Origin of the sequence: Photobacterium kagoshimensis (genome assembly GCF_050337045.1) — a bacterium.
In the GTDB taxonomy this organism is placed as follows: domain Bacteria; phylum Pseudomonadota; class Gammaproteobacteria; order Enterobacterales; family Vibrionaceae; genus Photobacterium; species Photobacterium kagoshimensis.
Map to the genome: position 1 here is coordinate 39,015 of NZ_JAKJSO010000021.1, position 21,771 is coordinate 60,785.

General features: G+C 43.7%; 16 protein-coding genes and 2 tRNA genes. 9 read left to right on the top strand and 9 right to left on the bottom strand.

Features of this window, described 5'->3' with window-relative positions:
- The first annotated feature begins 100 nt into the window (after positions 1-100).
- From L4C35_RS18755 to L4C35_RS18770, 4 genes are all read left to right on the top strand, one after another.
- Positions 101-1,471: an L-serine ammonia-lyase gene (locus L4C35_RS18755; RefSeq protein ID WP_428464329.1), complete on the top strand. Its 1,371-nt coding sequence runs from the start codon at positions 101-103 to the stop codon at positions 1,469-1,471.
- A 135-nt stretch (positions 1,472-1,606) separates the two neighbouring features.
- The gene (locus tag L4C35_RS18760; protein ID WP_428464330.1) at positions 1,607-2,587 is read left to right on the top strand and encodes a CobW family GTP-binding protein; all 981 of its coding nucleotides are present in this window, start codon (positions 1,607-1,609) and stop codon (positions 2,585-2,587) included.
- Positions 2,588-2,760: 173 nt separating this feature from the next.
- On the top strand, positions 2,761-4,146 hold the full coding sequence (locus L4C35_RS18765; RefSeq protein ID WP_428464331.1) for a TldD/PmbA family protein: 1,386 nt from the start codon (positions 2,761-2,763) through the stop codon (positions 4,144-4,146).
- Entirely contained in the window at positions 4,146-5,489 is a 1,344-nt protein-coding gene (locus L4C35_RS18770) for a TldD/PmbA family protein (protein ID WP_428464332.1), read from the top strand. Before L4C35_RS18765 ends, L4C35_RS18770 begins: the two co-directional genes overlap by 1 nt.
- A 138-nt stretch (positions 5,490-5,627) precedes the next feature.
- Here L4C35_RS18770 and L4C35_RS18775 read toward each other — a convergent pair whose 3' ends face one another.
- The gene (locus tag L4C35_RS18775) at positions 5,628-5,876 is read right to left on the bottom strand and encodes a hypothetical protein (RefSeq protein ID WP_428464333.1); all 249 of its coding nucleotides are present in this window, start codon (positions 5,874-5,876) and stop codon (positions 5,628-5,630) included.
- Between the two features lie 239 nt (positions 5,877-6,115).
- On the opposite strand from L4C35_RS18775, the gene L4C35_RS18780 reads away from it, so the two are divergent.
- Entirely contained in the window at positions 6,116-7,747 is a 1,632-nt protein-coding gene (locus L4C35_RS18780) for a methyl-accepting chemotaxis protein (RefSeq protein WP_428464334.1), read from the top strand.
- 39 nt (positions 7,748-7,786) lie between these two features.
- On the opposite strand, the gene bluB is transcribed toward L4C35_RS18780, so the two are convergent.
- From bluB to L4C35_RS18805, 5 genes are all read right to left on the bottom strand, one after another.
- A complete protein-coding gene (bluB, locus tag L4C35_RS18785) occupies positions 7,787-8,458 on the bottom strand; it encodes a 5,6-dimethylbenzimidazole synthase (protein WP_428464335.1) in 672 nt (223 codons plus the stop codon).
- 97 nt (positions 8,459-8,555) lie between these two features.
- A complete protein-coding gene (gene fusA / locus L4C35_RS18790; RefSeq protein WP_428464336.1) occupies positions 8,556-10,649 on the bottom strand; it encodes an elongation factor G in 2,094 nt (697 codons plus the stop codon).
- A 370-nt stretch (positions 10,650-11,019) separates the two neighbouring features.
- Positions 11,020-11,110: transfer RNA gene (locus tag L4C35_RS18795), tRNA-Ser, on the bottom strand.
- A 108-nt stretch (positions 11,111-11,218) separates the two neighbouring features.
- Complete coding sequence (locus tag L4C35_RS18800) at positions 11,219-11,665, bottom strand: acyl-CoA thioesterase (protein WP_428464337.1); 447 nt, start codon at positions 11,663-11,665, stop codon at positions 11,219-11,221.
- Positions 11,666-11,885: 220 nt separating this feature from the next.
- Positions 11,886-14,423, bottom strand: a complete 2,538-nt coding sequence (locus L4C35_RS18805) for an FG-GAP repeat domain-containing protein (RefSeq protein WP_428464338.1) — start codon at positions 14,421-14,423, stop codon at positions 11,886-11,888.
- 639 nt (positions 14,424-15,062) lie between these two features.
- Here L4C35_RS18805 and L4C35_RS18810 point away from each other — a divergent pair.
- Positions 15,063-16,055, top strand: a complete 993-nt coding sequence (locus L4C35_RS18810) for a Preprotein translocase subunit SecY (RefSeq protein ID WP_428464339.1) — start codon at positions 15,063-15,065, stop codon at positions 16,053-16,055.
- A 405-nt stretch (positions 16,056-16,460) separates the two neighbouring features.
- Here L4C35_RS18810 and hppD read toward each other — a convergent pair whose 3' ends face one another.
- The gene (gene hppD / locus L4C35_RS18815; RefSeq protein WP_428464340.1) at positions 16,461-17,531 is read right to left on the bottom strand and encodes a 4-hydroxyphenylpyruvate dioxygenase; all 1,071 of its coding nucleotides are present in this window, start codon (positions 17,529-17,531) and stop codon (positions 16,461-16,463) included.
- 225 nt (positions 17,532-17,756) lie between these two features.
- On the opposite strand from hppD, the gene L4C35_RS18820 reads away from it, so the two are divergent.
- Positions 17,757-18,767, top strand: coding sequence for a CHAD domain-containing protein (locus L4C35_RS18820; protein WP_428464341.1), 1,011 nt, complete (start codon positions 17,757-17,759; stop codon positions 18,765-18,767).
- On the opposite strand, the gene L4C35_RS18825 is transcribed toward L4C35_RS18820, so the two are convergent.
- Positions 18,756-19,238, bottom strand: a complete 483-nt coding sequence (locus tag L4C35_RS18825) for a glutathione peroxidase (protein ID WP_428464342.1) — start codon at positions 19,236-19,238, stop codon at positions 18,756-18,758. The two genes, L4C35_RS18820 and L4C35_RS18825, sit on opposite strands and share 12 nt — an antisense overlap.
- Positions 19,239-19,522: 284 nt before the next feature.
- On the opposite strand from L4C35_RS18825, the gene L4C35_RS18830 reads away from it, so the two are divergent.
- A complete protein-coding gene (locus L4C35_RS18830) occupies positions 19,523-20,074 on the top strand; it encodes a hypothetical protein (RefSeq protein ID WP_428464343.1) in 552 nt (183 codons plus the stop codon).
- A 756-nt stretch (positions 20,075-20,830) separates the two neighbouring features.
- On the opposite strand, the gene L4C35_RS18835 is transcribed toward L4C35_RS18830, so the two are convergent.
- Positions 20,831-20,921 (bottom strand) — tRNA-Ser (locus tag L4C35_RS18835).
- A 556-nt stretch (positions 20,922-21,477) separates the two neighbouring features.
- Here L4C35_RS18835 and L4C35_RS18840 point away from each other — a divergent pair.
- The gene (locus tag L4C35_RS18840; RefSeq protein ID WP_062692198.1) at positions 21,478-21,675 is read left to right on the top strand and encodes a hypothetical protein; all 198 of its coding nucleotides are present in this window, start codon (positions 21,478-21,480) and stop codon (positions 21,673-21,675) included.
- The last annotated feature ends 96 nt before the right edge of the window (positions 21,676-21,771 follow it).

Below are 21,771 nucleotides of genomic sequence, written 5' to 3' on the forward strand. Positions count from 1 at the left end.
CTAAGCTTTAGGTGAGTTTATTGTTAATAAAGTGCCTATCCGCCTTTTGCATCCCCCAGCCTGTTAATCACAGACATAATAAAATATATGGAAAATCATTATGTTGTCTATTTTTGATATTTACAAAATTGGTGTTGGCCCATCCAGTTCGCATACCAATGGCCCTATGATTGCGGGCTATCAATTCTGTCAAAAAATCCTACCTTTGCTTGAGAATATTCATACTGTGCGAGTCGAGCTGTATGGCTCGTTATCCTTAACAGGTAAAGGCCACCACACTGACCGTGCCGTCTTTCTCGGTTTAATGGGCAACAGGCCCGATAACATTGATATTGAGGTAGCCAACAGTGAAATGGCAGCAGCAAAAGAGAACAACACCTTATTGCTTGGTGCACAAAAGCGGATACTTTTTGAGTTTGAAAACGACATTGTTTTCCATACCACTAACCTGCCTTTGCATGAAAACGGCATGACAATTACCGCTCTTGATGCTCAAGGCAAAACCATAAGCGAAGAAACCTATTACTCCATCGGTGGCGGCTTTATTGCAACAGCAGCTGAAATGTCTGGCCCCGCGTCAACCAATGAAGAATCGGTGGCATACCCCTTCAAAACCGCCGATGAAATGCTGGCAATGGCGGAGCGTGATGGACTCAGTATAGGGGCATTGGTTCAAGCCAATGAAATGACATTTAACGATACTAAGCATTTTAATGAACGTGCCGCTCAAATTTGGCAAATCATGTCAGATTGTATGCATCGTGGGTTCCAGCATGAAGGCATTCTCGAAGGCGGGCTACACGTCACCCGCCGTGCCCCTGCACTCTTAAAGCAGCTCGAATCCAACCAGCATATAGATAATGACCCTATGACCATTCTTGATTGGGTGAATTTATTCGCGTTTGCGGTAAGTGAAGAAAACGCCGCAGGAGGCCAAGTGGTGACATCTCCGACTAATGGCGCCGCAGGGGTGATCCCAGCTGTCCTGATGTACTACAACAAGTTCATCGCGCCATTAGACACCAAGCAAGTCAAAGACTTCCTTGCCGTATCTGCAGCGATTGGCATGCTCTACAAAACCAATGCATCCATTTCTGGCGCGGAAGTGGGGTGCCAAGGGGAAGTGGGCGTATCGTCGTCAATGGCAGCGGCTGGATTAACCTCACTGCGCGGCGGCAGTAATGAACAAATTTGCATGGCGGCTGAAATTGCGATGGAACATTCACTCGGCATGACCTGTGATCCTATCGGCGGCTTGGTACAGATCCCGTGTATAGAGCGCAATGCGATGGGGGCAATGAAAGCGATCAACGCATCACGAATGGCCTTAAAACGTAACAGTAAATCACTCATTTCACTCGATAAAGTCATAGAAACCATGTACCAGACAGGTAAAGACATGAATAAGAAGTACCGTGAAACCTCTTTAGGTGGGTTAGCCGTGATTCACCTCGCACCACCTTGTGAATAATGCGCATTGTTTTCGTCTTCTTTAGGAGGAAAGGCTACGTCTTTCCTTTTTTTAGCTCTTCTTTGTTCGCACCATCCACACTGGATTATTTTTGTTATACTATAACGTTTATTTTTCTCACTCAGTACGGACCTTATGAAGCGCATTCCTACTAATATCATCACTGGCTTTTTAGGTGCCGGTAAAACGACCTCGATTCTCTCTTTACTTGCTCGCAAACCAGAAAATGAAAAGTGGGCAATTCTAATCAATGAATTCGGAAACATAGGTGTTGATGGCGCCATCTTGGATCAACAAGGCGCATTAGTACAAGAAGTACCTGGCGGCTGTATGTGCTGTGTAGCAGGCTTGCCAATGTCGGTTGGGATCAATGCACTTTTAGCAGAAAAACCTGACCGCCTACTGCTTGAGCCAACAGGGTTAGGCCATCCGAAAGAAATCATCAATAAACTGACCACCGAATCATTTGCCAATTACATCGACTTAAAAGCCACCATTACGCTTGTTGATCCTCGTCACTTATCCGATACCCTGTATACCGATAATGACAACTTCCAAGATCAAATCGGCCTCGCGGATGTCTTGGTCGCCAACAAAGTCGATGAATGTGTCGAATACGACCTCGTCGCTTTCGACACCTTCGCCCAAGCGTGCCAACCGACCAAAGCGGCTATCGGTAAGGTTGAACAAGGTAAACTGGCGCTAGAATGGCTAGAACTGGATCGCATCGAACGCCCGGCAACACACAGCCACCACCATCATCACAGTGACAATGCGGTGCCATTGCCTGGCTTTGAACTCGCCCCTGGGCAAACTTATGTGCGTAAAGAAAATAGCGGCCAAGGCTACCGAAGCTGTGGCTGGTTCTTTGGTGCAGACCAAATCTTTGATTTTTCGCAAATGTTTAAGCTGCTTTCAAACATTAACGCGATGCGTGTAAAAGCCGTTGTGAATACTGAACGCGGTTGTTTTGTATTTAATGCTGTGAATCAAGTCGTCTCAGTGAGTGAGTTATCATTGGATGGTTTCGAATCACGCGTTGAAGTGATAGATAAAGACCTTCTGCCGTGGGATGAGCTTGAAACTATCTTGCTATCGATTGTGCAAAAATCGTAATTTGGTTGTCATATCGCTAAGATAATTAGGTATCTTCGATATCTTAGATTCATAGTAAAAAAGTTAAGACTATGATTGAAGAAAGAGCTTCTTTTGAAGCTCTTCCCTATGCCATGAAGCCAGTGTAGCTTCGCAAGGGCGTACAATCGCATTTATTACAGCAAGGAGCACCTATGCTAAACCCTGCTATCGCCAAAGCGGTGATCGATCACGCGCTGTTTCTTGGCGCAGACTTCGCAGAATTGTTTGTTGAACACCATCAATCCAGCTCTGTTGAACTCATTTCCGGTAACGTAGATAAAATTAATTCAGGTATCGATTTTGGTATCGGTATTCGCCTTTTCTTTGGCCACAAAGTGCTTTATGGCTACACCAACAGTACCGACGAAGATGAGCTTAAGCGCGTCACAGGGCTGCTTGCCGCCAAAGATAAACGCGAGCAAATTGCCCAAGCTGGCTCACTGAATCTAAACCGCTACACGAGCCAACATCACTGCCAGCACCCACTGGCACAAGATGCCAACCTAGAAGGTAAAATTGCCTTTCTGCGTCAGGTGGATCATGCTGCTCGCCACGAAGATGACAAGATTTCACAATTTATTGGTCGTATTTTACAACGCGAACAACAAATTGAAATTTTTAACTCTAAAGGTCTACACATTGGCGATACACGTCACTACTCTCGTGTAGCAGCAACCGCAATTGCCCAAAACGGCAGTGAACAGTCTACAGGTTTTGAAGCACCGGGCGCACTAACGGGGTGGGAGTTCTTAGATACACTCAACGCAGAGCAGCTTGGCCAAGATGTCGCGAAACAAGCCATGGTTAAGCTGTATGCTGATCCTTGTCCATCAGGCGAAATGCCAGTGATCATCGGGAACGGCTTTGGCGGTGTGATTTTCCACGAAGCCTGCGGCCACTTACTTGAAACCACCTCTGTTGCCAAAAAGGCCTCTGTGTTCCATGACAAGATGGGCGAAATGATTGCTAACCCTTTGGTTAACGCCGTTGATGATGGCACCATGAGCAACGAATGGGGTTCCATTAACATCGATGATGAAGGTATGGAAACCCAACGCACACAACTGATCAAAGACGGTAAGCTCACCAGCTTTATGGTCGATCACATGGGCTCATTAAAAACAGGTTACGCGCCAACAGGCTCTGGTCGCCGCGAGTCTTACAAATATGCCCCAACTTCTCGTATGCGTAATACCTTCATTGAAGCGGGCAATAGCAGCCTAGATGAGATGGTATCGAGTGTCGAACACGGCATTTACGCCCAAAAAATGGGTGGCGGCTCAGTACAACCTGGGACTGGTGAATTTAACTTCGCAGTACAGGAAGCCTACCTGATTGAAAACGGCAAAATAACGAAACCCTTGAAAACAGCAACCTTGATCAGCACTGGCCCTAAAGTGTTGCAAGAAATTAGCATGATAGGTCAAGACTTCGCTCTAGCCGCAGGTATGTGTGGTTCAGTTAGTGGCTCTGTACCGACCACAGTCGGACAAGCTGCACTAAAAGTGGATAACATTCTGGTAGGAGGGGGCAACTAATGGCCGATTCAAACACACTACAACACGCCATCGATCAGGTACTAGAGCGGGTTCAAGCCGCTGGCGCTCAAGCCGATGTTATTGCTAACCGCAGCAATAACTTCTCACTCAAGGCTAACGCGGGTGAGCTAGACGAATACAAAGTCACCTCAGGCCAAGTGATTGGCGTTCGGGTGGTTAAAGATGCCCATGTTGCAACCAGCTATTCAGAATCACTTGAACCAGCAAGTTTGGATGCTATGGTTGAGCAAGCACTCACCAATGCTAAATTTACTCAAGCTGATGAACACCAAACCATAAGCTGTGTCGGTAGCCAATTAACCACAGATGTCGCAGAAATTTATCAGCAAGATGATGCAACCGCTGATGATAAAATCGCCCTCGCACTGGCACTTGAAAGTGGCGTAGTCGCTAAACCTCACGCTAAGAGTGCGCCGTACAATGGCTTCGGCGAATCCGACAGCCAAATCATTTTGGCTAATACCCAAGGTAGCTTATGTCAGCATCAAGAGCGCTCAACCTATTGCTACGCCTATAGCCTAATTGAAAAAGATGGCCTACAAGCCATGCACGGTGGCATGTCTTCAGGTCGCCGTTTTGATCAACTCAACCCACAGTACTGTATTGAGCATGGCTATGAGACAGCTTTTGCCTTGTTAGAAGGTAAGCCTATTGCCACCAACAACTACAGTGTCATGTTTGAGCTAAGTTGTTTAAGCAGCTTGTTTGGCGCCTTTGGCATGTGTTTGTCGGGCCAAGCGGCAATGAAAGGCATTAACCCATGGCGAGAAGCGCTGAACACTCAGGTTGCTAGCTCCCTGCTAACGGTGTCAGATATTGCGCTAGTCGAGGGTGGATCGGCGATTAAAGCCTTTGACAGTGAAGGCTTCGCAACCAAAGATACGATTCTGATTGGTGAAGGCCAGCTACAAAGCTTACTGCACAATAGTCACACGGCGAGCTACTTTGGCATTGAAAATACCGCCAATGGTTCGCGCTCAGCCAAAGGTGGCCTTGGTGTTTCTAATCGCCATACCGTTATCGCGACAGGGTCAAGCTCTGATGCTGAAGTCTCGGCAGGTGAATACCTAGAACTGGTTGAACTGCAAGGGGTGCATTCAGGCGCTGACGCGGTAAGTGGCGATTTCTCATTCGGTGCCAGCGGATTCTTATGCCGTGATGGACAACGAATCCAACCTGTCCGTGGTATTACGGTAGCAGGTAATTTCTACCAAATGCTAAAAGAGATCGATGCGGTGGGTAATACGCTGCAAAACGATTACGAGCGTGATTTCTTCGCGCCTAAAATCCGTTTTGCACGTTTGAGTATTGCTGGTAATTAAACAGCTAGGCCGACGTTAAACAGTTAGTTCATCGTCACATAAAACAACGCCCTGTAATCCATCATAGATTGCAGGGCGTTTTAGTATTCTAAATACAGTTTGCATATCCGATCACGATAATAATACCACGACATTGGCTTAACCAATCGCGATATCAGGATCGACCTCAAAGTAACTATTCACTGCACACTCTGAAAACTCAGCATCAATAAAGTCCAATACCGACTCGAGCGATTCAACTTGCCATATACATTGGCAGACCGCTTCATGACGATCAAACATTGCCGTCATCATGCACATCCCTGGAGGAGGGTTACGCAACTTCTCCCCGGCTTTTTTTTGAAAAAGCTCAGGGTCTAAAATCTCATGCTCAACGGCAACAAACATTCGATACTCCTCTCTCTGTATTCCATAAGTATAGAAGAAATAAGCAGCAAAACTGAGGACGTCATCGCGTTAAAAAAGTCCCTTTTACGACTCAAAACTAATCGCAAAAAAACAATACTACCAATAAGCAAATAAAAGCATTTATTTTACTTCAGTTAACAAACAAGTAGCCGATAAACACAACCAAGATTTCACATCAAACAAAAGATGCGATTCATACCCTCTTTGTGGAGAAATAGATGTTACATTCACTCAAAAAGCTATCAATACGTACTCAAATTCTGTTACCAACCCTAATTGCGACTACCCTGATCCTGCTATCGCTGGGTTTTGCACAAAACAATATCAGCTTGGTTGTTGATGAAATTAGCGAAACAACCAGCTCTGCACTTCACCATAAGGATGAAGTTGATGAACTCGTCGATCATGTATATTTAATGCGTATGGCCGCGGTTTATAGCCTTTACGATGAAGATAAAATGCGTAGCTTCCCCAAAATAATGGAAACTACCCGCCAAGATGCTCACAAAGTGCTGGCCGATTTAAGCCAGTTGCCAGAACTTGATGACGAAATTGCCGCGATAAAATCAGCCCTTAACGCCTATATCCATTTTGCGAATAATACGATGCTTCCAAGCCTAGAGAAGTATCAAACTCACACGATCAATGAGAATCAATACCGTTCAATAATCGCTCAATTTCGCGATACGGGTAATACGCTTGTCCTCTCAATGGACGCGCTGACGGAAGAAGTGACACGTGTTATTGAAGCTGAAATTGCCTATGAGGAAGCGCTACTTACCTCAACAGTGATGAAAGCGACTGGCCTAACAACCTTATTCCTCTTTGTGTCAATTGGCATCGCATGGTACTTAACAGGGATGATTACACGCCCGATCATCAACCTTCAAACAATCATGCGCCGTGTAGCAAAAGGTGAGCTGAATGTAACCGTTGAAGTAGACGGTGATAACGAAATATCTCACCTGTCAAACGACGTTAATACGACAGTTCATCAACTTAAAGTCACTATCGAATCATTAACACGTATCAGTGAAGATGTTGCCTCAGCATCGACAGAGCTGGCTGCAGTAATGGCACAGTCAGAAGTTCACTCAGAACAAGAGCGCATCGAGGTTGAGCAAGTCGCTTCTGCAGTCAACCAAATGTCAAGTACGGCACAGAACGTCAATGAGAACGCAGTCAGTGCCGATGCAGCAGCACAAGAAGCTAACAAAATGGCTCAACAAGGGCTAGACCTCTTTACTGAAAGCAGCGAAGCAGATGCGCAAATGGCATCTCAGCTCAATGAAGCCGCGCAAATGGTGACCCAACTTCAAGATCAATCAGAGCAAATTGGCAAGGTGATCGAAGTCATTCGCAGCATCTCAGAGCAAACAAATCTGCTGGCACTAAATGCCGCGATTGAAGCAGCACGCGCTGGTGAAAGTGGCCGAGGGTTTGCGGTAGTTGCCGATGAAGTACGTATGCTAGCAGCACGAACCCAAGAATCTACCCTTGAAATTCAAACGATCATTGAAGAGCTACAATCAAAATCAGGTATCGCAAACGAAAGTATGCAGTCTGGCTTAGAAATGCTGCAACGCAATAGAGAGCTAGCCCAGCAAACCAATGACGCACTGATCAGTATTACAGAATCAGTGTCAAACATTACCAACATTAATACTCAGGTGGCGACTGCCGCTGAAGAACAGTCACAAGTTACGGCTGATATTAATCGCAATATTACTAATATTTATGAAATTGTGAGCCAAAGCGCAACAGGTATTAGTCAAAGTGCCGCTGCAAGTAATGAACTATCTTCTCTTGCTGAGCGTCAAAAGCACGAATTAAACCACTTTAGATTTTAATCGTTAAAAAATCCCCCCTTTGTGTGCACAGAGGGGGGATTATTGGTCTAACTTATCAGAGTCCCATGTTTCTTCGTGAATAACCTCCGATAATGGCCTTCTTTTTCGCCAACCTTTCTTTTCAAGCTCTGGCTTGTCGTGAAAATATGTTGTATACCCCACACAAAGATACGCAATAATCTCAATATTTTCGGGAATATTCAGCGCTTCACGCATCACATCATCATGAACAATACTCACCCAACCAACACCCAAATTTTCAGCTCTTGCCGCTAACCATAAATTTTGTATTGCACACACTGAGCTGTATAAATCCATCTCGGGCTTGGCGGTACGGCCTAACACTACAGGCCCTAAGCGATGGCGGTCGCAGGTGATACAAATCCCAATGGGCGCTTCTTCAATACCTTCTAATTTTAATGATAAATACTGGTTCCGAGTTTCATTAGAAAACGCTTTCGCAAACAACTCGGCGGCTTCATGGTGCGCCTGCAAAAATCCTTGCTTAATTTTTGCTTTCGTTTGCGGCTGTTTAACGACAATAAAGTCCCATGGCTGCATAAACCCAACACTTGGCGCATGGTGAGCCGCGTTAAGAATACGTAACAATACATCTTGCGGTATAGGGGTAGGCAAGAATTCACCACGGACATCTCGTCGTGAAAAAATGGTTTTATAGACGGCATCGCGCTCTGATAGCGTTATGTTCATATTTTTATCTCGCTAATTTTATGATGTACAGATAAAAAAATAGCCCCGATAGTTTTCACTATCGGGGCTATAAAGCTAATTAACGAAAAGTGCTAAATTATTTTCTAGCAGCTGCTTCGCGTTCTTTAACTTCAGCGATTACCGCTTCTGCTACGTTAGCAGGACATGGTGCGTAGTGTGCGAACTCCATAGAGAACTGACCACGACCAGATGTCATTGTACGTAGAGAACCGATGTAACCAAACATTTCTGATAGTGGAACGTCCGCTTTGATACGTACGCCAGTAACACCAGCCATTTGGTCTTTGATCATACCACGACGACGGTTAAGGTCACCGATAACATCACCAACGTGATCTTCTGGTGTGAACACGTCTACGTGCATGATTGGCTCAAGAAGTTGAGCACCAGCTTTAGGCATAGATTGGCGGAATGCGCCTTTCGCTGCGATTTCGAAAGCTACTGCAGATGAATCGACTGCGTGGAAACCACCGTCGAATAGTTCAACTTCAACGTCAAGAACTGGGAAGCCAGCTAGTACACCAGTATCCATCATGCCAGCAAAACCTTTTTCGATTGCAGGCCAGAATTCTTTAGGTACGTTACCACCAACAACAACAGAGCTGAACTTGAAGCCAGAACCAACTTCGCCAGGCTTGATACGGTAATCGATCTTACCGAATTGACCAGAACCACCAGACTGTTTCTTGTGCGTGTAGCTATCTTCAACAGGTTGAGTGATAGTTTCACGGTAAGCAACTTGTGGTTGACCAACGATTAGGTCTACGCCGTAAGTACGCTTAAGGATATCTACTTTGATATCTAGGTGAAGCTCACCCATACCTTTAAGGATGGTTTCGCCAGTTTCTTCGTCAGTTTCAACTTGGAAAGATGGATCTTCTGCAACCATTTTACCGATCGCGATACCCATTTTCTCAGAACCGCCTTTATCTTTAGGCGTAACAGCAATTGAGATTACTGGAACTGGGAAGATCATAGGCTCAAGCGTACACTCGTGCTTAACATCACATAGAGTGTGACCAGTTTGAACGTTCTTCATACCAACAACAGCGATGATGTCACCAGCTTGAGCTTCAGTTAGCTCGTTACGGTCATCAGCTTGCATCTCAACCATACGGCCGATACGCTCTGTTTTACCCGTAGCTGCGTTAAGGATAGTGTCACCCTTCTTCATGCGGCCAGAGTAGATACGGATGAATGTTAGGGCACCGAAACGGTCGTCCATAATTTTGAACGCTAGAGCACGTAGTGGCTCATCAGCAGATACTGTAGCTACTTCACCAGTTGGTTCGCCAGTCTCTTTATCAGTAAGAGGTTGTGGGTCAACTTCAGTTGGAGCAGGTAGGTAATCTACAACAGCATCAAGGATAAGTTGCATACCTTTGTTTTTGTACGCAGAACCACAGTACGTTGGGAAGAACGCTAGGTTACGTGTACCTTTACGGATACAAGCCTTGATTTGTTCGATAGAAGGCTCTTCACCTTCCATGTAAGCTTCCATTAGATCGTCGTCTTGCTCAACAGCAGATTCGATCATTTCTTCACGGTAAGCTTCTACGTCATCAACCATATCCGCAGGGATTTCTTGGATTTCGTAGTTTTCAGGAAGACCTGTGTCATCCCAAACGTATGCTTTACGGCTTAGAACGTCTACAACACCAACGAAGTCATCTTCACGACCGATTGGTAGAGTCATAACTAGAGGAGTAGCACCTAGAACTTTCTTAACTTGGTCAACAACGTTAAAGAAGTCAGCACCCATACGGTCTAGTTTGTTTACGAAGATCAGACGAGCAACTTCTGATTCGTTCGCGTAACGCCAGTTAGTTTCTGACTGAGGTTCAACACCACCAGAACCACAGAATACACCAACACCGCCATCAAGTACTTTAAGTGAACGGTAAACTTCAACTGTGAAGTCAACGTGTCCAGGAGTATCGATAACGTTTAGGCGGTGATCATTCCAGAAACAGCTTACTGCTGCAGACTGGATAGTAATACCGCGCTCAGCTTCCTGTTCCATGAAGTCAGTAGTTGTTGAGCCATCGTGTGTGTCACCGATTTTGTGGATTTCACCGGTAAGCTTAAGGATACGCTCAGTAGTAGTAGTTTTACCCGCATCAACGTGCGCGAAAATACCAATGTTTCTGTATTTAGATAAATCTGTCATTGTTTTTCTCTATAAACAATTACTGTCACTATTCAAGGTGGGGAGTATAACACTTATTGTGATAAACGAAACATAGCTATAGCGTCAATTACAGGAATCGCTGCATATAGTATTGATTGTTTTGGTCACATCAGCATCAATTTACTCGCTCACCTAAAATAACCTGACAACATGCTGTAATAAAGGGGTGAGTATAGCTTGCTAAAATATAGCACTGTCTGAGTAATACTCACGCTTCCTCTCCCCCTAAACTTCTGAACTGATGCTCTCAGGACGCCTAGATAACCGTCTTCATAAACTAAGAACGAGCTCAGCTTATAAACACGTGCTACATACGAAAAAACCCGCCACTAGGCGGGTTTTTAAAATGTGGCGGAGAGATAGGGATTTGAACCCTAGATACGCTATAAACGTATGCCGGTTTTCAAGACCGGTGCTTTCAACCACTCAGCCATCTCTCCGTAAGTGCGGCGTATATTAGCGATGCATTAGACGACTGTAAACCCCTCAAACGACCAAATGGGCACAATTCCAGCAAAAAATCATAAAAAAGTGCAAATCCATCTCTTTTATAGTGTTACGTCATCTGTTTCTGCTTGAACTTCTTTAATTCGAGCCCTTATTTCTTCGGATATAGATGCTTTTTGATTGGTTTTAAAGTTAAACATCACCACTTCTGCACGACCAACGGTAGTGATCTTAGCCAATTTTTGGCTATACACACTGTATTCCATGGTAAAACGGTCATCACCCATATTGCGAATCTTGGATCCTATGTGCAAAGTGTCTGGAAAGGTCACCGGAATTTTATAACTGCACTGCGTTTCTTTCAGCACAGGGCCGATCCCTGTCTTTTGCAGATCATCCATCAATGAAAGCTGTAAAAAGTAATCAATACGTGCTGTTTCAAAGTAGCGAAAGTAAACCACGTTATTCACGTGATTAAGTGCGTCCATCTCTCCCCATGCGACGGGGATTTTAGTGATAACAGGGTAATCCTTTAGCATCGCTTCCATGTTTTGCTCCTATATAAGGTATAGATCTAAACAGCTGTTTGAATAGAGTCTTAACACTAGAAGTCAATTAACATTTTTACAACACCAGTGAACAACAAAGTCAGTAATATTGATAGCAGTCACACGTCAGCTCAATACTGACACTCACCTCACGAGCAATCATAAAAAAGCGGCAGAAAAACTACCGCTTACCTTACTAGGGGGGCTTCACTACACTCGGTTAATGTGGGGTGTTGTGGTAAATACGACCATAAACATGTTTTGGTGTTTCAATTTTATAGCCCAATACCACTATGTCTTGATCACCATCTTTATCAAGATCAGTACTATGTAAGTCATCCGTAGTTCCGAAATCTGAAGCACCAACCACTGTGTGTGATAAAGCATAAGTACCATTGCCATTATTTGAATAGGCGGTAACTAAGCTATTAGCATCGAGTATTAAGATATCAGGCTTACCATTACTGTTGATATCTGAAAAAACAGCACGTTGGCCTTTAGTGCCGAAGCTCGAACTCGACTGACTAAACGTAACATCACCTTCATTGAGGTATAAACGGTTTCTGCCATCTGCATCTGTGACAAATACATCTAACTTGCCGTTATCATTTACATCCGCTAACGCGACGGAAGTTGAAGACTCATTGTTATCGTCCCAGATGACTGTCGCACTATCAAAGATACCTTTACCATTGTTTAGGTAAATTAATCCTTTACTCCCAGTGCCCGATTCACCCACAACTATATCGATGCTCTTATCACCATTCATATCACCAACGGCAAGTGCAATGGTAGGTTGGTTGGTTTTCGTCGCGAGGCGCTGCCCTGAATCCACAAACCGTCCACCGCCTTGATTGACAAAGATTCGAGTTTGATCGCCACTAGCACTTTTATTTCCTGAAACCGTGGCAACAATATCTAAATCACCATCATTGTCGATATCTGCTAATTTTATCGTTCTAATGGAATAATCATCGCTTTGCGCCATCACTTCACTGTAGTTCGTGAAATTCCCCAAACCATCATTTTGATAATAATCAATCGTTCCACCTTTATCTGCGCTAAGAATGAAGTCCAGATCACCGTCACCATTCATATCACCTAATGCGACTTGTCGATAAGTTGCAGGTAGAATTTCTTTCTTCACCGATTTATAGCTGCCGTCAAGTTGAGCGATTTCTACCTGATAACCTCGATATCCCCCCATCACTAAATCAACTAAACCATCACCATTAATATCACCGCTGCTAATCGAGTTGGGATCGACATAACTAGATGTATAAATCTGACTCTGCTCAACAAAATTACCCGTACCCAAGTCAGGGTTGCGCCCTAGGTACAAGGCCTTATTCAATACATCGAGAGGTTTTACTTCAATAGTATCTTTCGCAAGCATGGTGCCTTGAGAAGCTTTCACCATATACTCGCCAGCGACCAAGTTCAGCTTTAAGGAACCAGGGCTCAGTTCTTTACCTGTGATACCGACTAATTCATTGTTCAAGTAGACCTTGGCGCCACTGGCTGCTTGTTGCTGTTGATCGATAATATTGAAGTGCACTGTCCCTTTAATGTGACCGGTAATAATACCTGCGCGCTTTAGGCTTAATTTACAACCCGTACCTTGGTTAAGATCGATATTGATCGCACTTAAGCACTGAGCATACGGGGCCTTTTGATACCCATCAGCCGCTTCATCAATATGATGAAATGCCAAGCTTGCGGTTACTGCACTTTCACCTTGGGTTTCAAAAACATCACTCGCAAAAAAACCACCTTTATTGTCACTCACAACTGTAAGCACTTTTTCATGAATTAACGCATCAGTACTGTTAGATGAAAGACGAACAATCAGTGAGACTTTGCTTTCATCGCCCACCTCTTCAACAATTTCTGACGGGACATTAAAGGTAAACTCACCCAGATCTTTTAGCTCATCCAGTTTCACCGTGACATCCGCTTGTAGCGGGATCACGTCCATCTTGGCATCTGAGCCTTCAACGATATTGAGCTTGGTTTCATTCTCGTTCTTGCCAACCATCAGATCACCGTCATACAGCTTCAGATCCATGGTGTATTCGCCCGGTTGAACGTTCAGAACGATTTCTGACAGACCCGTTTCTTTGTTGATGTTGAAGACACGCTCTTTCTCATCGTTAATTTTCAGGCCAAATTGTGGCTCAACTAACGCCGCTAATTCTTCGGCGGTGAATGAGAACTTTAAGTTAGTAACGTAAGCGACAAAATCAAGATCAGTAATGGTTTCACCAAGGTTTGGCTTTAACACAAACGTCAATTCAGGCTGCTCGTTATCAACTATTTGCTGCCCCAGAGATTCTGCTAAATACTGGTGACCTTTACTGTCTTCAACGATAAGTAAAAAGTCGTAAGTACCCGGTTTTAAAGACAAGGCGCGGTGCGATTCCACACTCCCATCAGCGCGCTGCGTGACAGGCCAGTCATAATCGGTATGTTCAGAAGGGGTGGCACGATTAGTGATACGCAATGTCCCTTTATACGATACATCTTGCGCAGCTTTAGAGATTGTCTTCGTCGTCGATTCTGACGAATCATAGTGAAAGGCGTAACTCGTTAATTCAGGCGGCTGAATAGTTTGAAGATAAGTCGCTGCAAATTGTGCATTAACGACAGTTTGGGGCTCTTTCTTCGGTGCGCTTTCCTTACTATCACTGTTACATCCTGCAACGGATAAGCTAATCAAAGCACTCGCTAGCCATGGCCCTACTTTTTTGTGATTCATTATTATATGTGCACTCTAGATGTGAATGGGTGAGCGTATACTCATAAGCGGCACAAATACTACATCCCCAAAGGAGCAATCACAAAAATACGCAGGCTAACAGCTTGATATTTAATCAATTTAAATCAACAAGTTAACTTAATTCCTTATTGGCATCATTGACGGCAACGTACATAGCCTCACCGCCTATTTTGTACAACTGTTTGTGTTGCTTGGCTGCCTTTATAAATGCAATTTAGTAGAAAGTTCAGAATGCTCGTTGCACATAGGTAACGCAGCGACAAAAGTAGCCGCCAGCTGGATACGACAGAGTGTGCTCCCCCTTGTTTCTATTTAGACCCATTATTTACAGTCATCGCTGATTCATTAAGATCACTAGCACAAATTAACCTTGCTACAGCAAGGCATCGTTCAAGCTTTAAACAGTTATGAAAGCCGAGTGTGAATTTACAGCTTAAAAATGCCACAAGGGCTGATTTATAAGGGATAGCACCGCTTTTTAAGGTATCCTTTCGCACCTTAAATTTTGAGTGCGATGGGCTCTCCGTCGTGCAGGGTTTAACGACCTACGCAATAGATACGATAACTATGATTTACAATGACACCCTACCGGTAAGGTATCCCAAAGGTCCGTTCGCAATGTGGACGGTTTACAGTTTTACAAGCGCTTCCATTCTAGCGTCGATTGTTTTCTCACTATTACTCTTTTTATCGATCGATGAAGACCCGTTAATGCAGTTCCTTTTTGGCGGCTTGGCGGTGATTTTTGAGTTAGGTAAATTCTTCGCATGGTATGAATTTGGCGAACGCCGCGCCCGCCGTAATTACACAGGCGCTTTTTCGGCATTTGCTTTTTATACCGTATTAGCGGCAATCTCGATTGGCGGCTCTGTTGGTGGTATCAACAGCGCAACCAACCAAGCGCAAAGCCATGTCAATGTTCAGCAAAGCAAAATCACCGCCTTCAATATGCAAATCGAAGCCATTGAACAGCAAATTGCACTTAACAATGTCGCCGCAGAAAAATACATTCAGATGGAGCGCATTGCGACGGGCGTAACGCGAATTCAAAAAGAGAACGATAAATTACGCCACCAGCAACAAGAATTGGCAATGCAACGCGATAGCCTACCCGTAGTAAGCCAAGGTTCAGTATTGGGGCTGATTGACAGTTTAGCGAAGTCACTGAATGTTCAAACCCAGACAGCACAACTTGGGCTCGTGGTGTTCCTTTCAGTTTTACTGGATTTCTTTGCGGCTTTCTTTGTTGGCTTGATCGGTGAAGAGCAACGTTTTCGTCATCAATTCCGACGTATGAACCCAATTACCATCGATGCTTTTGATAACGCGCTACACAAACAGCCCGAGCTACTGACCCACGTGAATACTGACGAAAAACGTGAGCCTGAAAATGATGCGCCAGTCGAGCCAGAAAAACCACTCACGCCTTATGAGCAAGTTTTTGCCGCACTGAATGACAACAAAGTAAATTGTACTAAGCGCGCTGTTACACGCTTTTTGAAGATGAACAGTGATGATGTCGATGACATTTTCAAACAGTTTATGGCTGAAGGTATCGTGAGTAAAAAGCCCAACAACCATTACCAATGGCATGGCTTGCAAGAAAGCTAAACACCTCACTTAATCTACTAAGCCTGCTATATAGCAGGCTTTTTTATCTGTCCTGCTATTCAATTGATGAAGTCATAAAACAAAGTGATAGAATATCAAACCAATACTTATCACTAAGGTACAACTTTGACCATTTCAATCGCCACGCTCACCGACTCTCAATTACGCGATGCTAAAAGAAAAGCTGAAATTTGGTGGCGTGCATAACGAACTAAATTAAAACTTGAAAAAGAAAATCAGTCAGAACAAGAATATCATCGGCTATATTCGCAAGCTAACCAAGCCTTTCATGATCGTGTTGACCAAATCGAACATGAACTTTTAAATAGGCAAAAGAAGCAACTAAGCACGAAACCTTCTCGCCCATTATCATAACGATTGCCTTCTCTGTACAAATTTGTCGAGCTAAGATTTGTTCAATACCCCTCGACGAATTTGATCGAGCTCTATTGATTCAAACAGTGCTTGGAAATTACCTTCACCAAACCCTTCGTTGCCTTTGCGCTGAATAATCTCAAAAAACACAGGCCCAATAACCGTATCAGTAAATATCTGCAGTAAAATCCCCGATTCATCGCCATCAATTAAAATATTCAGTGACTGCAATGCCGTGATGTCCTCTTCATGCCCCGTAATACGTGCATTAATGCCTTCATAATAGGTTGACGGGGTTTGCATAAACACAAGTCCCCCAGCTTTTAACTGCGCAACGGTTGCGTAAATATCTGATGTACTCAGTGCTATATGCTGAATACCCTCCCCTTTATACTGTTCTAGGTACTCAGCAATTTGTGACTTATCATCGCTCGATTCATTAATAGGGATCCGAATTTTGCCACAGGGTGCTGTCATTGCGCGTGACACTAACCCTGTCAATTGCCCTTTAATATCAAAGTGGCGAATTTCACGAAAGTTAGCAATTTTTTCGTAAAAGCTGGCCCATAAGTTCATGTTGCCTTGCTTCACATTGTGCGTAAGGTGATCGATCACCTCTAGCCCAGCATTTGCGTGCGCTAACCGCACTTCATAGTCTGAGTAAAAATCAAAATCTACCTCGTAAATATCTTGTTCGCCGTAGCGGTCAACAAGGTATATCAAGGACTCCCCAATGCCGTATATTGCAGGAATATTTAGCTCCATCGGCCCAGCCTGAGCCGCACACGCTGTAGCCCCTTTTTCAACCGCATACGCAAGCGCTCGCGCCGAGTCTCGAACACGAAAAGCCATGGCGTTCACACTAGCACCATGCGCCCCAGCAAAACCTGCCGCTTGTGATTGCGGCTCACCATTAATAATAAAGTTGATATCACCTTGGCGAAATAGCCAGACGTTTTTGTGCTTATGCTGCGCAATCTCCGCAAAACCCATCAAGCTAAAGAGGTGTTTAAGCTTGGTAAGCCCTTCAGGGGTTGGCGCTGTATATTCTACAAATTCAAACCCGTCGGTTCCCAATGGGTTACCTTCTTGCTTTTCCATCTTTCACCCTACCGTGGTAGAAAAACCTTATTAATAGAGTTAGCAGTTACTCTGGAATAATGGGAGATTTACAGCTAAAACCATCTTGCTCATTTGTAAACCCAGTCCGTAAACCCAACTTGCCAATCAAGTAATCAACAAAACGCACGCAGACACGCTAAATTTATAATTGGCACGCATGTGGAAGCCAATATAAAGCCAGTGGGCGTAGTTAGGGAGTAAATTATGAATGTGACAACGCGAGATACGTTGACGTTACCTAAGCGGAAATCACTGAAACTAAAACTCCAATCAGAAGCCCCATTACTGCCACTGTTTCAACAATTCCTCTTAAACGAATTTACGCATGCTCGCCAACACGAAAAAGGCATTATCCGTGACGATAACTTAGAGTTTGTTCATCAATATCGGGTGTCGTTACGACGGATTAGAAGCTTACTAAAGCAACTTAAACACCTTTGTCCAACGGACGCCTATTCCGCGTTGATCCCTCAATTAAAAATAATGATGATACACACCAACCAACTGCGGGATCTCGATGTCTATTTACTCAAAATGGACGATTATTTTAATTACTTAGAACATATTCACCATCAAGGGCTGGCACGTTTTTTTGATGATCTTCAGGATGCACGTAAAAGCAGTTTTAAAGCGGTTAAACGTTGGCTAAAAAGCGATGATTACCAACAACAAGCGGCGCATATAGAAGCCGTACTGAACCAAAATTGGGGACAGCAAAAAACAAAAGAACTCGCTCAACAAAAAAAACAACGTGAAAATGCAAGCCAACGACAATGCCTAGATGCCGCGCAAAAAGTCATAAAAAAAACGACTCAAGCAGTAAAGCAACACAGCGTTTTACTTGTCAGTGATAAGAATGGAGATAGGAATCGTGACGATTGCCAGATCCATCAATTACGTATTGCCTGTAAGCAGTTACGCTATAACCTAGAGTTTTTTGCCCCCTTAATAAACAGAGAAAGACTTAAAGAGCAGTTAACGTTACTGAAAAGTCTGCAAACAACACTGGGGGATTTCAATGACGCCTCGGTACAACAGCAATTTTTACTCAGCTATCGTTCAAATAAAAAGCCCAGTAGCCACCGCTACCGAGCTATTTCTTCGCTTATCGATATTACTGAACGGCAACACTGTCAAAGCCGTAAGCGTATATTAAAACAACTCCCGCATTTTCATCAGGCGTTACTTAAACAGCACGATGCACTATTTCGCTAGTACGCGCGCAATATCAGCTTCCATCGATTCCGGTTTCTTAGTTGGCGCAAAACGCTTTAACGGCTTACCGTCACGACCAATAAGAAATTTGGTGAAGTTCCATTTCACTTTACGACCAAAAGTCCCTGGCAACGCTTTGGTAAGGTATTGGAACACTTCATGGCTATTAGCACCGTTAACATCCACTTTAGCGAACATCGGAAATTCAACACCGTAATTAATCTGACAGGTTTGCTCGATACTATCGTTTTCGCCAGGTTCTTGACCGCCAAATTGATTACATGGAAAACCAAGGATCACTAAACCTTTATCATGGTATTTGGCGTATAGGTCTTGAAGGCCTTGATACTGCGGTGTAAAGCCACATTCACTCGCCGTATTCACAACCAATACCACTTTCCCTGCAAAATCGGCCATCGCAATGCTTTCACCACGAATGTTTTGAGCTGATAAATCATAAAATGTTGTCATTCGTATTTCCTTTCGATCAACGCTTTATAGCAAACAGTTTATAGCAATAGACGCTTTGTACATGTAAAGCAAAGCGTATGCTTGCCTTGAATGTAGCAGCTAATTGCGCAAGATTGGAGCTATTACTCAAAAGTAATAAGCAACGCCTAACCTATTGTGCTTTTTATCAAAAAGACGAGTTCAACAACCATGGCTACATGCCAGTCGCTAAGCGGCAAGTATGAGACACAGTAATAAGATCATGCGTATAATAAACCCTAATCACCGATAACACTGAGTAAACTATGACGGCCACAGCATTGCATCAAACATTCATCACCATAGGCCTAGATCAGTTGGCACTAAGCCACATTGAGCAAAAAGAGTTGATCGCATTCATTAATCAACATCATCATTTTTACGACAGTGTCTGCCTGCAAAAGTCCGATAAGGATCCTATTGATTTATTACTAGGGTTAATGACTAAAATTCAACAAGAAACCGCTAAGGGCTATCAAGACAAGCAGCAAGCCATCGAGAACATGCAGCAAGTGTTTACCGATACTGTTGGTGAACAGCAAAATCGGTTCGTAGCAACAGATAGTCACAGGCTAGCACTAGAAACACGGTTATGGTTATTAGTACAAGGCTACTGCAACATTGATTTTAGTTATGCTAACGAACAAGCCGAACAGGTCGCTTCGCTACTTACAGTGAGCCTGACGCAGCCTCAACATGCCCTTCGCAGCGAACTTTTAGCCGCTTACTACGCAGGAAAATCCTCAAAAGAGGAAAAATCACCAACTCATCGCCACCTATCTATTTTCCAGAAGATAAGATCATTCTTTCAGGCTTAAAAGCACCTCATCGTTAAGAATTAATGTCATAACCGTGACGAAGAAGCCCATAACACAAGGCAGCGATGCCAATATTATTGTTTTCAGCCAACTCAAGAAAAAATTAATTATAACGCTAAGTTTTTAACACTAAAGTCTTTTAACATTAGCGTATACAAGTTTTACAACTTTGATCCTTGTGCGTTTTTTGTACACCGATATACTTCTGGTCAAGCTTTAACCAAGTATGTTGTTCCTTAAGTATTTACTTACTTTATTTCCCAGCCTGTCATTTCTTATGACAGGCTTTTTTTTGCCCATCGTACTTACACTGATGCAATTAACGCATTTAGATGAAAAAACCGCTGAGGTTTCAGCGGCTTTTTGAATATGGTGGAGCGCTATGGGTATGGCGGATTTGGTACAAATCCTTTTGCAGTTTGCTCAAACGTAAAAAAGGCGCTAATAAATTAGCGCCTTTCTTGAATGTGGCGGAGAGATAGGGATTTACTGCTCGCAAGCTCGCGCCCTTCGGGCTATTGCCTTTTCGCGCCTTCGGCACGGGCAATGTGCTTTCGCTTCGCTCAGGTGAACCCTCCTCTAGGGTTCGGCACCCTATCTATTCTTTGCCATGCAATAGATGTAAAAAAGCCAGCAATTAAGCTGGCTCTTTTGAATGTGGCGGAGCGCTTTGGGTATGGCGGATTTGATTCAAATCCAATTCCACCATAGCCAAATGCAAAAAAGGCGCTGATAAATCAGCGCCTTTCTTAAATATGGCGGAGAGATAGGGATTTGAACCCTAGATACGCTATAAACGTATGCCGGTTTTCAAGACCGGTGCTTTCAACCACTCAGCCATCTCTCCATGCCGCGAATAATAGCGCTCAGCTCGGACGGTGTAAACCCCTAAAAAAACCGAGTGACGACAAAACACTCAACAGCGACCAATTATAGATAAAAGTCCATCAACACTCAGTAAATTAATCAAATGTTCCACGCTATTTAGGTATCTGTACTCCACAAATATACCTCGCTCAAGTTAATGCTTTTTAGCGTTATCCCTTTCTTACCAGTTTCACCATTATGACAACTAGCACAGCATTAATATGCACTCGATGGATAAGCAATAAAGCCCCCTAACCATTTGTTATGTAAAGATTAAAAAAGTAACAGTCATGCGACATGAACACAGAAAGAAGGCTTAAAAATAGGTGCGTAAAAATGACGCAATTTTCACGTGATTTTATGCAGAGAGGAATAATCGAGACTACCTGTATTTATTGATTGGAGCTATCAATTTCGACGTTAATTATTACATTTTTGCAGCGAGTCACAGACCTGATCATCTTGTCTTATAACTGCCATATTCCTCTGATAAACATATCACCGATGGCGACGCATTCAGTCTTTAGGAGGTCATTGTGTCTATCAATTCATTGAACCATGCAGAAATGTCTGATGTCTCTTCAAAATGGGACTTCAAAGATGAAACAGCTTCAAATTTAACTGATAACAAAAAGCAACAAGCTGAAGCACGTAGAAAGATCGAGATGATGCGAGAAATTCGCGAAAGTGGTTTAACCCTCGAAGAAGCAAGAGATCTCGGTTTACTCCACTGAAAGTACAGTGAACCCGATCGTCAATGAGGGGCGCTCAGTCTTGCGCCCCTATCAGAACGAATCTTATTGAACTCAATGTATGTTCGTTCAATAACG

What these genes read in the sequence shown, in the direction of transcription:
- bluB (WP_428464335.1), bottom strand. Translation starts at nt 8,458, where the DNA reads ATGAACATAACGCTATCAGAGCGCGATGCCGTCTATAAAACCATTTTT.
- L4C35_RS18770 (WP_428464332.1), top strand. Translation starts at nt 4,146, where the DNA reads ATGGCCGATTCAAACACACTACAACACGCCATCGATCAGGTACTAGAG.
- L4C35_RS18760 (WP_428464330.1), top strand. Translation starts at nt 1,607, where the DNA reads ATGAAGCGCATTCCTACTAATATCATCACTGGCTTTTTAGGTGCCGGT.
- L4C35_RS18830 (WP_428464343.1), top strand. Translation starts at nt 19,523, where the DNA reads ATGACGGCCACAGCATTGCATCAAACATTCATCACCATAGGCCTAGAT.
- L4C35_RS18805 (WP_428464338.1), bottom strand. Translation starts at nt 14,423, where the DNA reads ATGAATCACAAAAAAGTAGGGCCATGGCTAGCGAGTGCTTTGATTAGC.
- L4C35_RS18825 (WP_428464342.1), bottom strand. Translation starts at nt 19,238, where the DNA reads ATGACAACATTTTATGATTTATCAGCTCAAAACATTCGTGGTGAAAGC.
- hppD (WP_428464340.1), bottom strand. Translation starts at nt 17,531, where the DNA reads ATGGAAAAGCAAGAAGGTAACCCATTGGGAACCGACGGGTTTGAATTT.
- L4C35_RS18810 (WP_428464339.1), top strand. Translation starts at nt 15,063, where the DNA reads ATGTGGACGGTTTACAGTTTTACAAGCGCTTCCATTCTAGCGTCGATT.
- L4C35_RS18765 (WP_428464331.1), top strand. Translation starts at nt 2,761, where the DNA reads ATGCTAAACCCTGCTATCGCCAAAGCGGTGATCGATCACGCGCTGTTT.
- fusA (WP_428464336.1), bottom strand. Translation starts at nt 10,649, where the DNA reads ATGACAGATTTATCTAAATACAGAAACATTGGTATTTTCGCGCACGTT.
- L4C35_RS18775 (WP_428464333.1), bottom strand. Translation starts at nt 5,876, where the DNA reads ATGTTTGTTGCCGTTGAGCATGAGATTTTAGACCCTGAGCTTTTTCAA.
- L4C35_RS18780 (WP_428464334.1), top strand. Translation starts at nt 6,116, where the DNA reads ATGTTACATTCACTCAAAAAGCTATCAATACGTACTCAAATTCTGTTA.
- L4C35_RS18755 (WP_428464329.1), top strand. Translation starts at nt 101, where the DNA reads ATGTTGTCTATTTTTGATATTTACAAAATTGGTGTTGGCCCATCCAGT.
- L4C35_RS18800 (WP_428464337.1), bottom strand. Translation starts at nt 11,665, where the DNA reads ATGGAAGCGATGCTAAAGGATTACCCTGTTATCACTAAAATCCCCGTC.
- L4C35_RS18820 (WP_428464341.1), top strand. Translation starts at nt 17,757, where the DNA reads ATGAATGTGACAACGCGAGATACGTTGACGTTACCTAAGCGGAAATCA.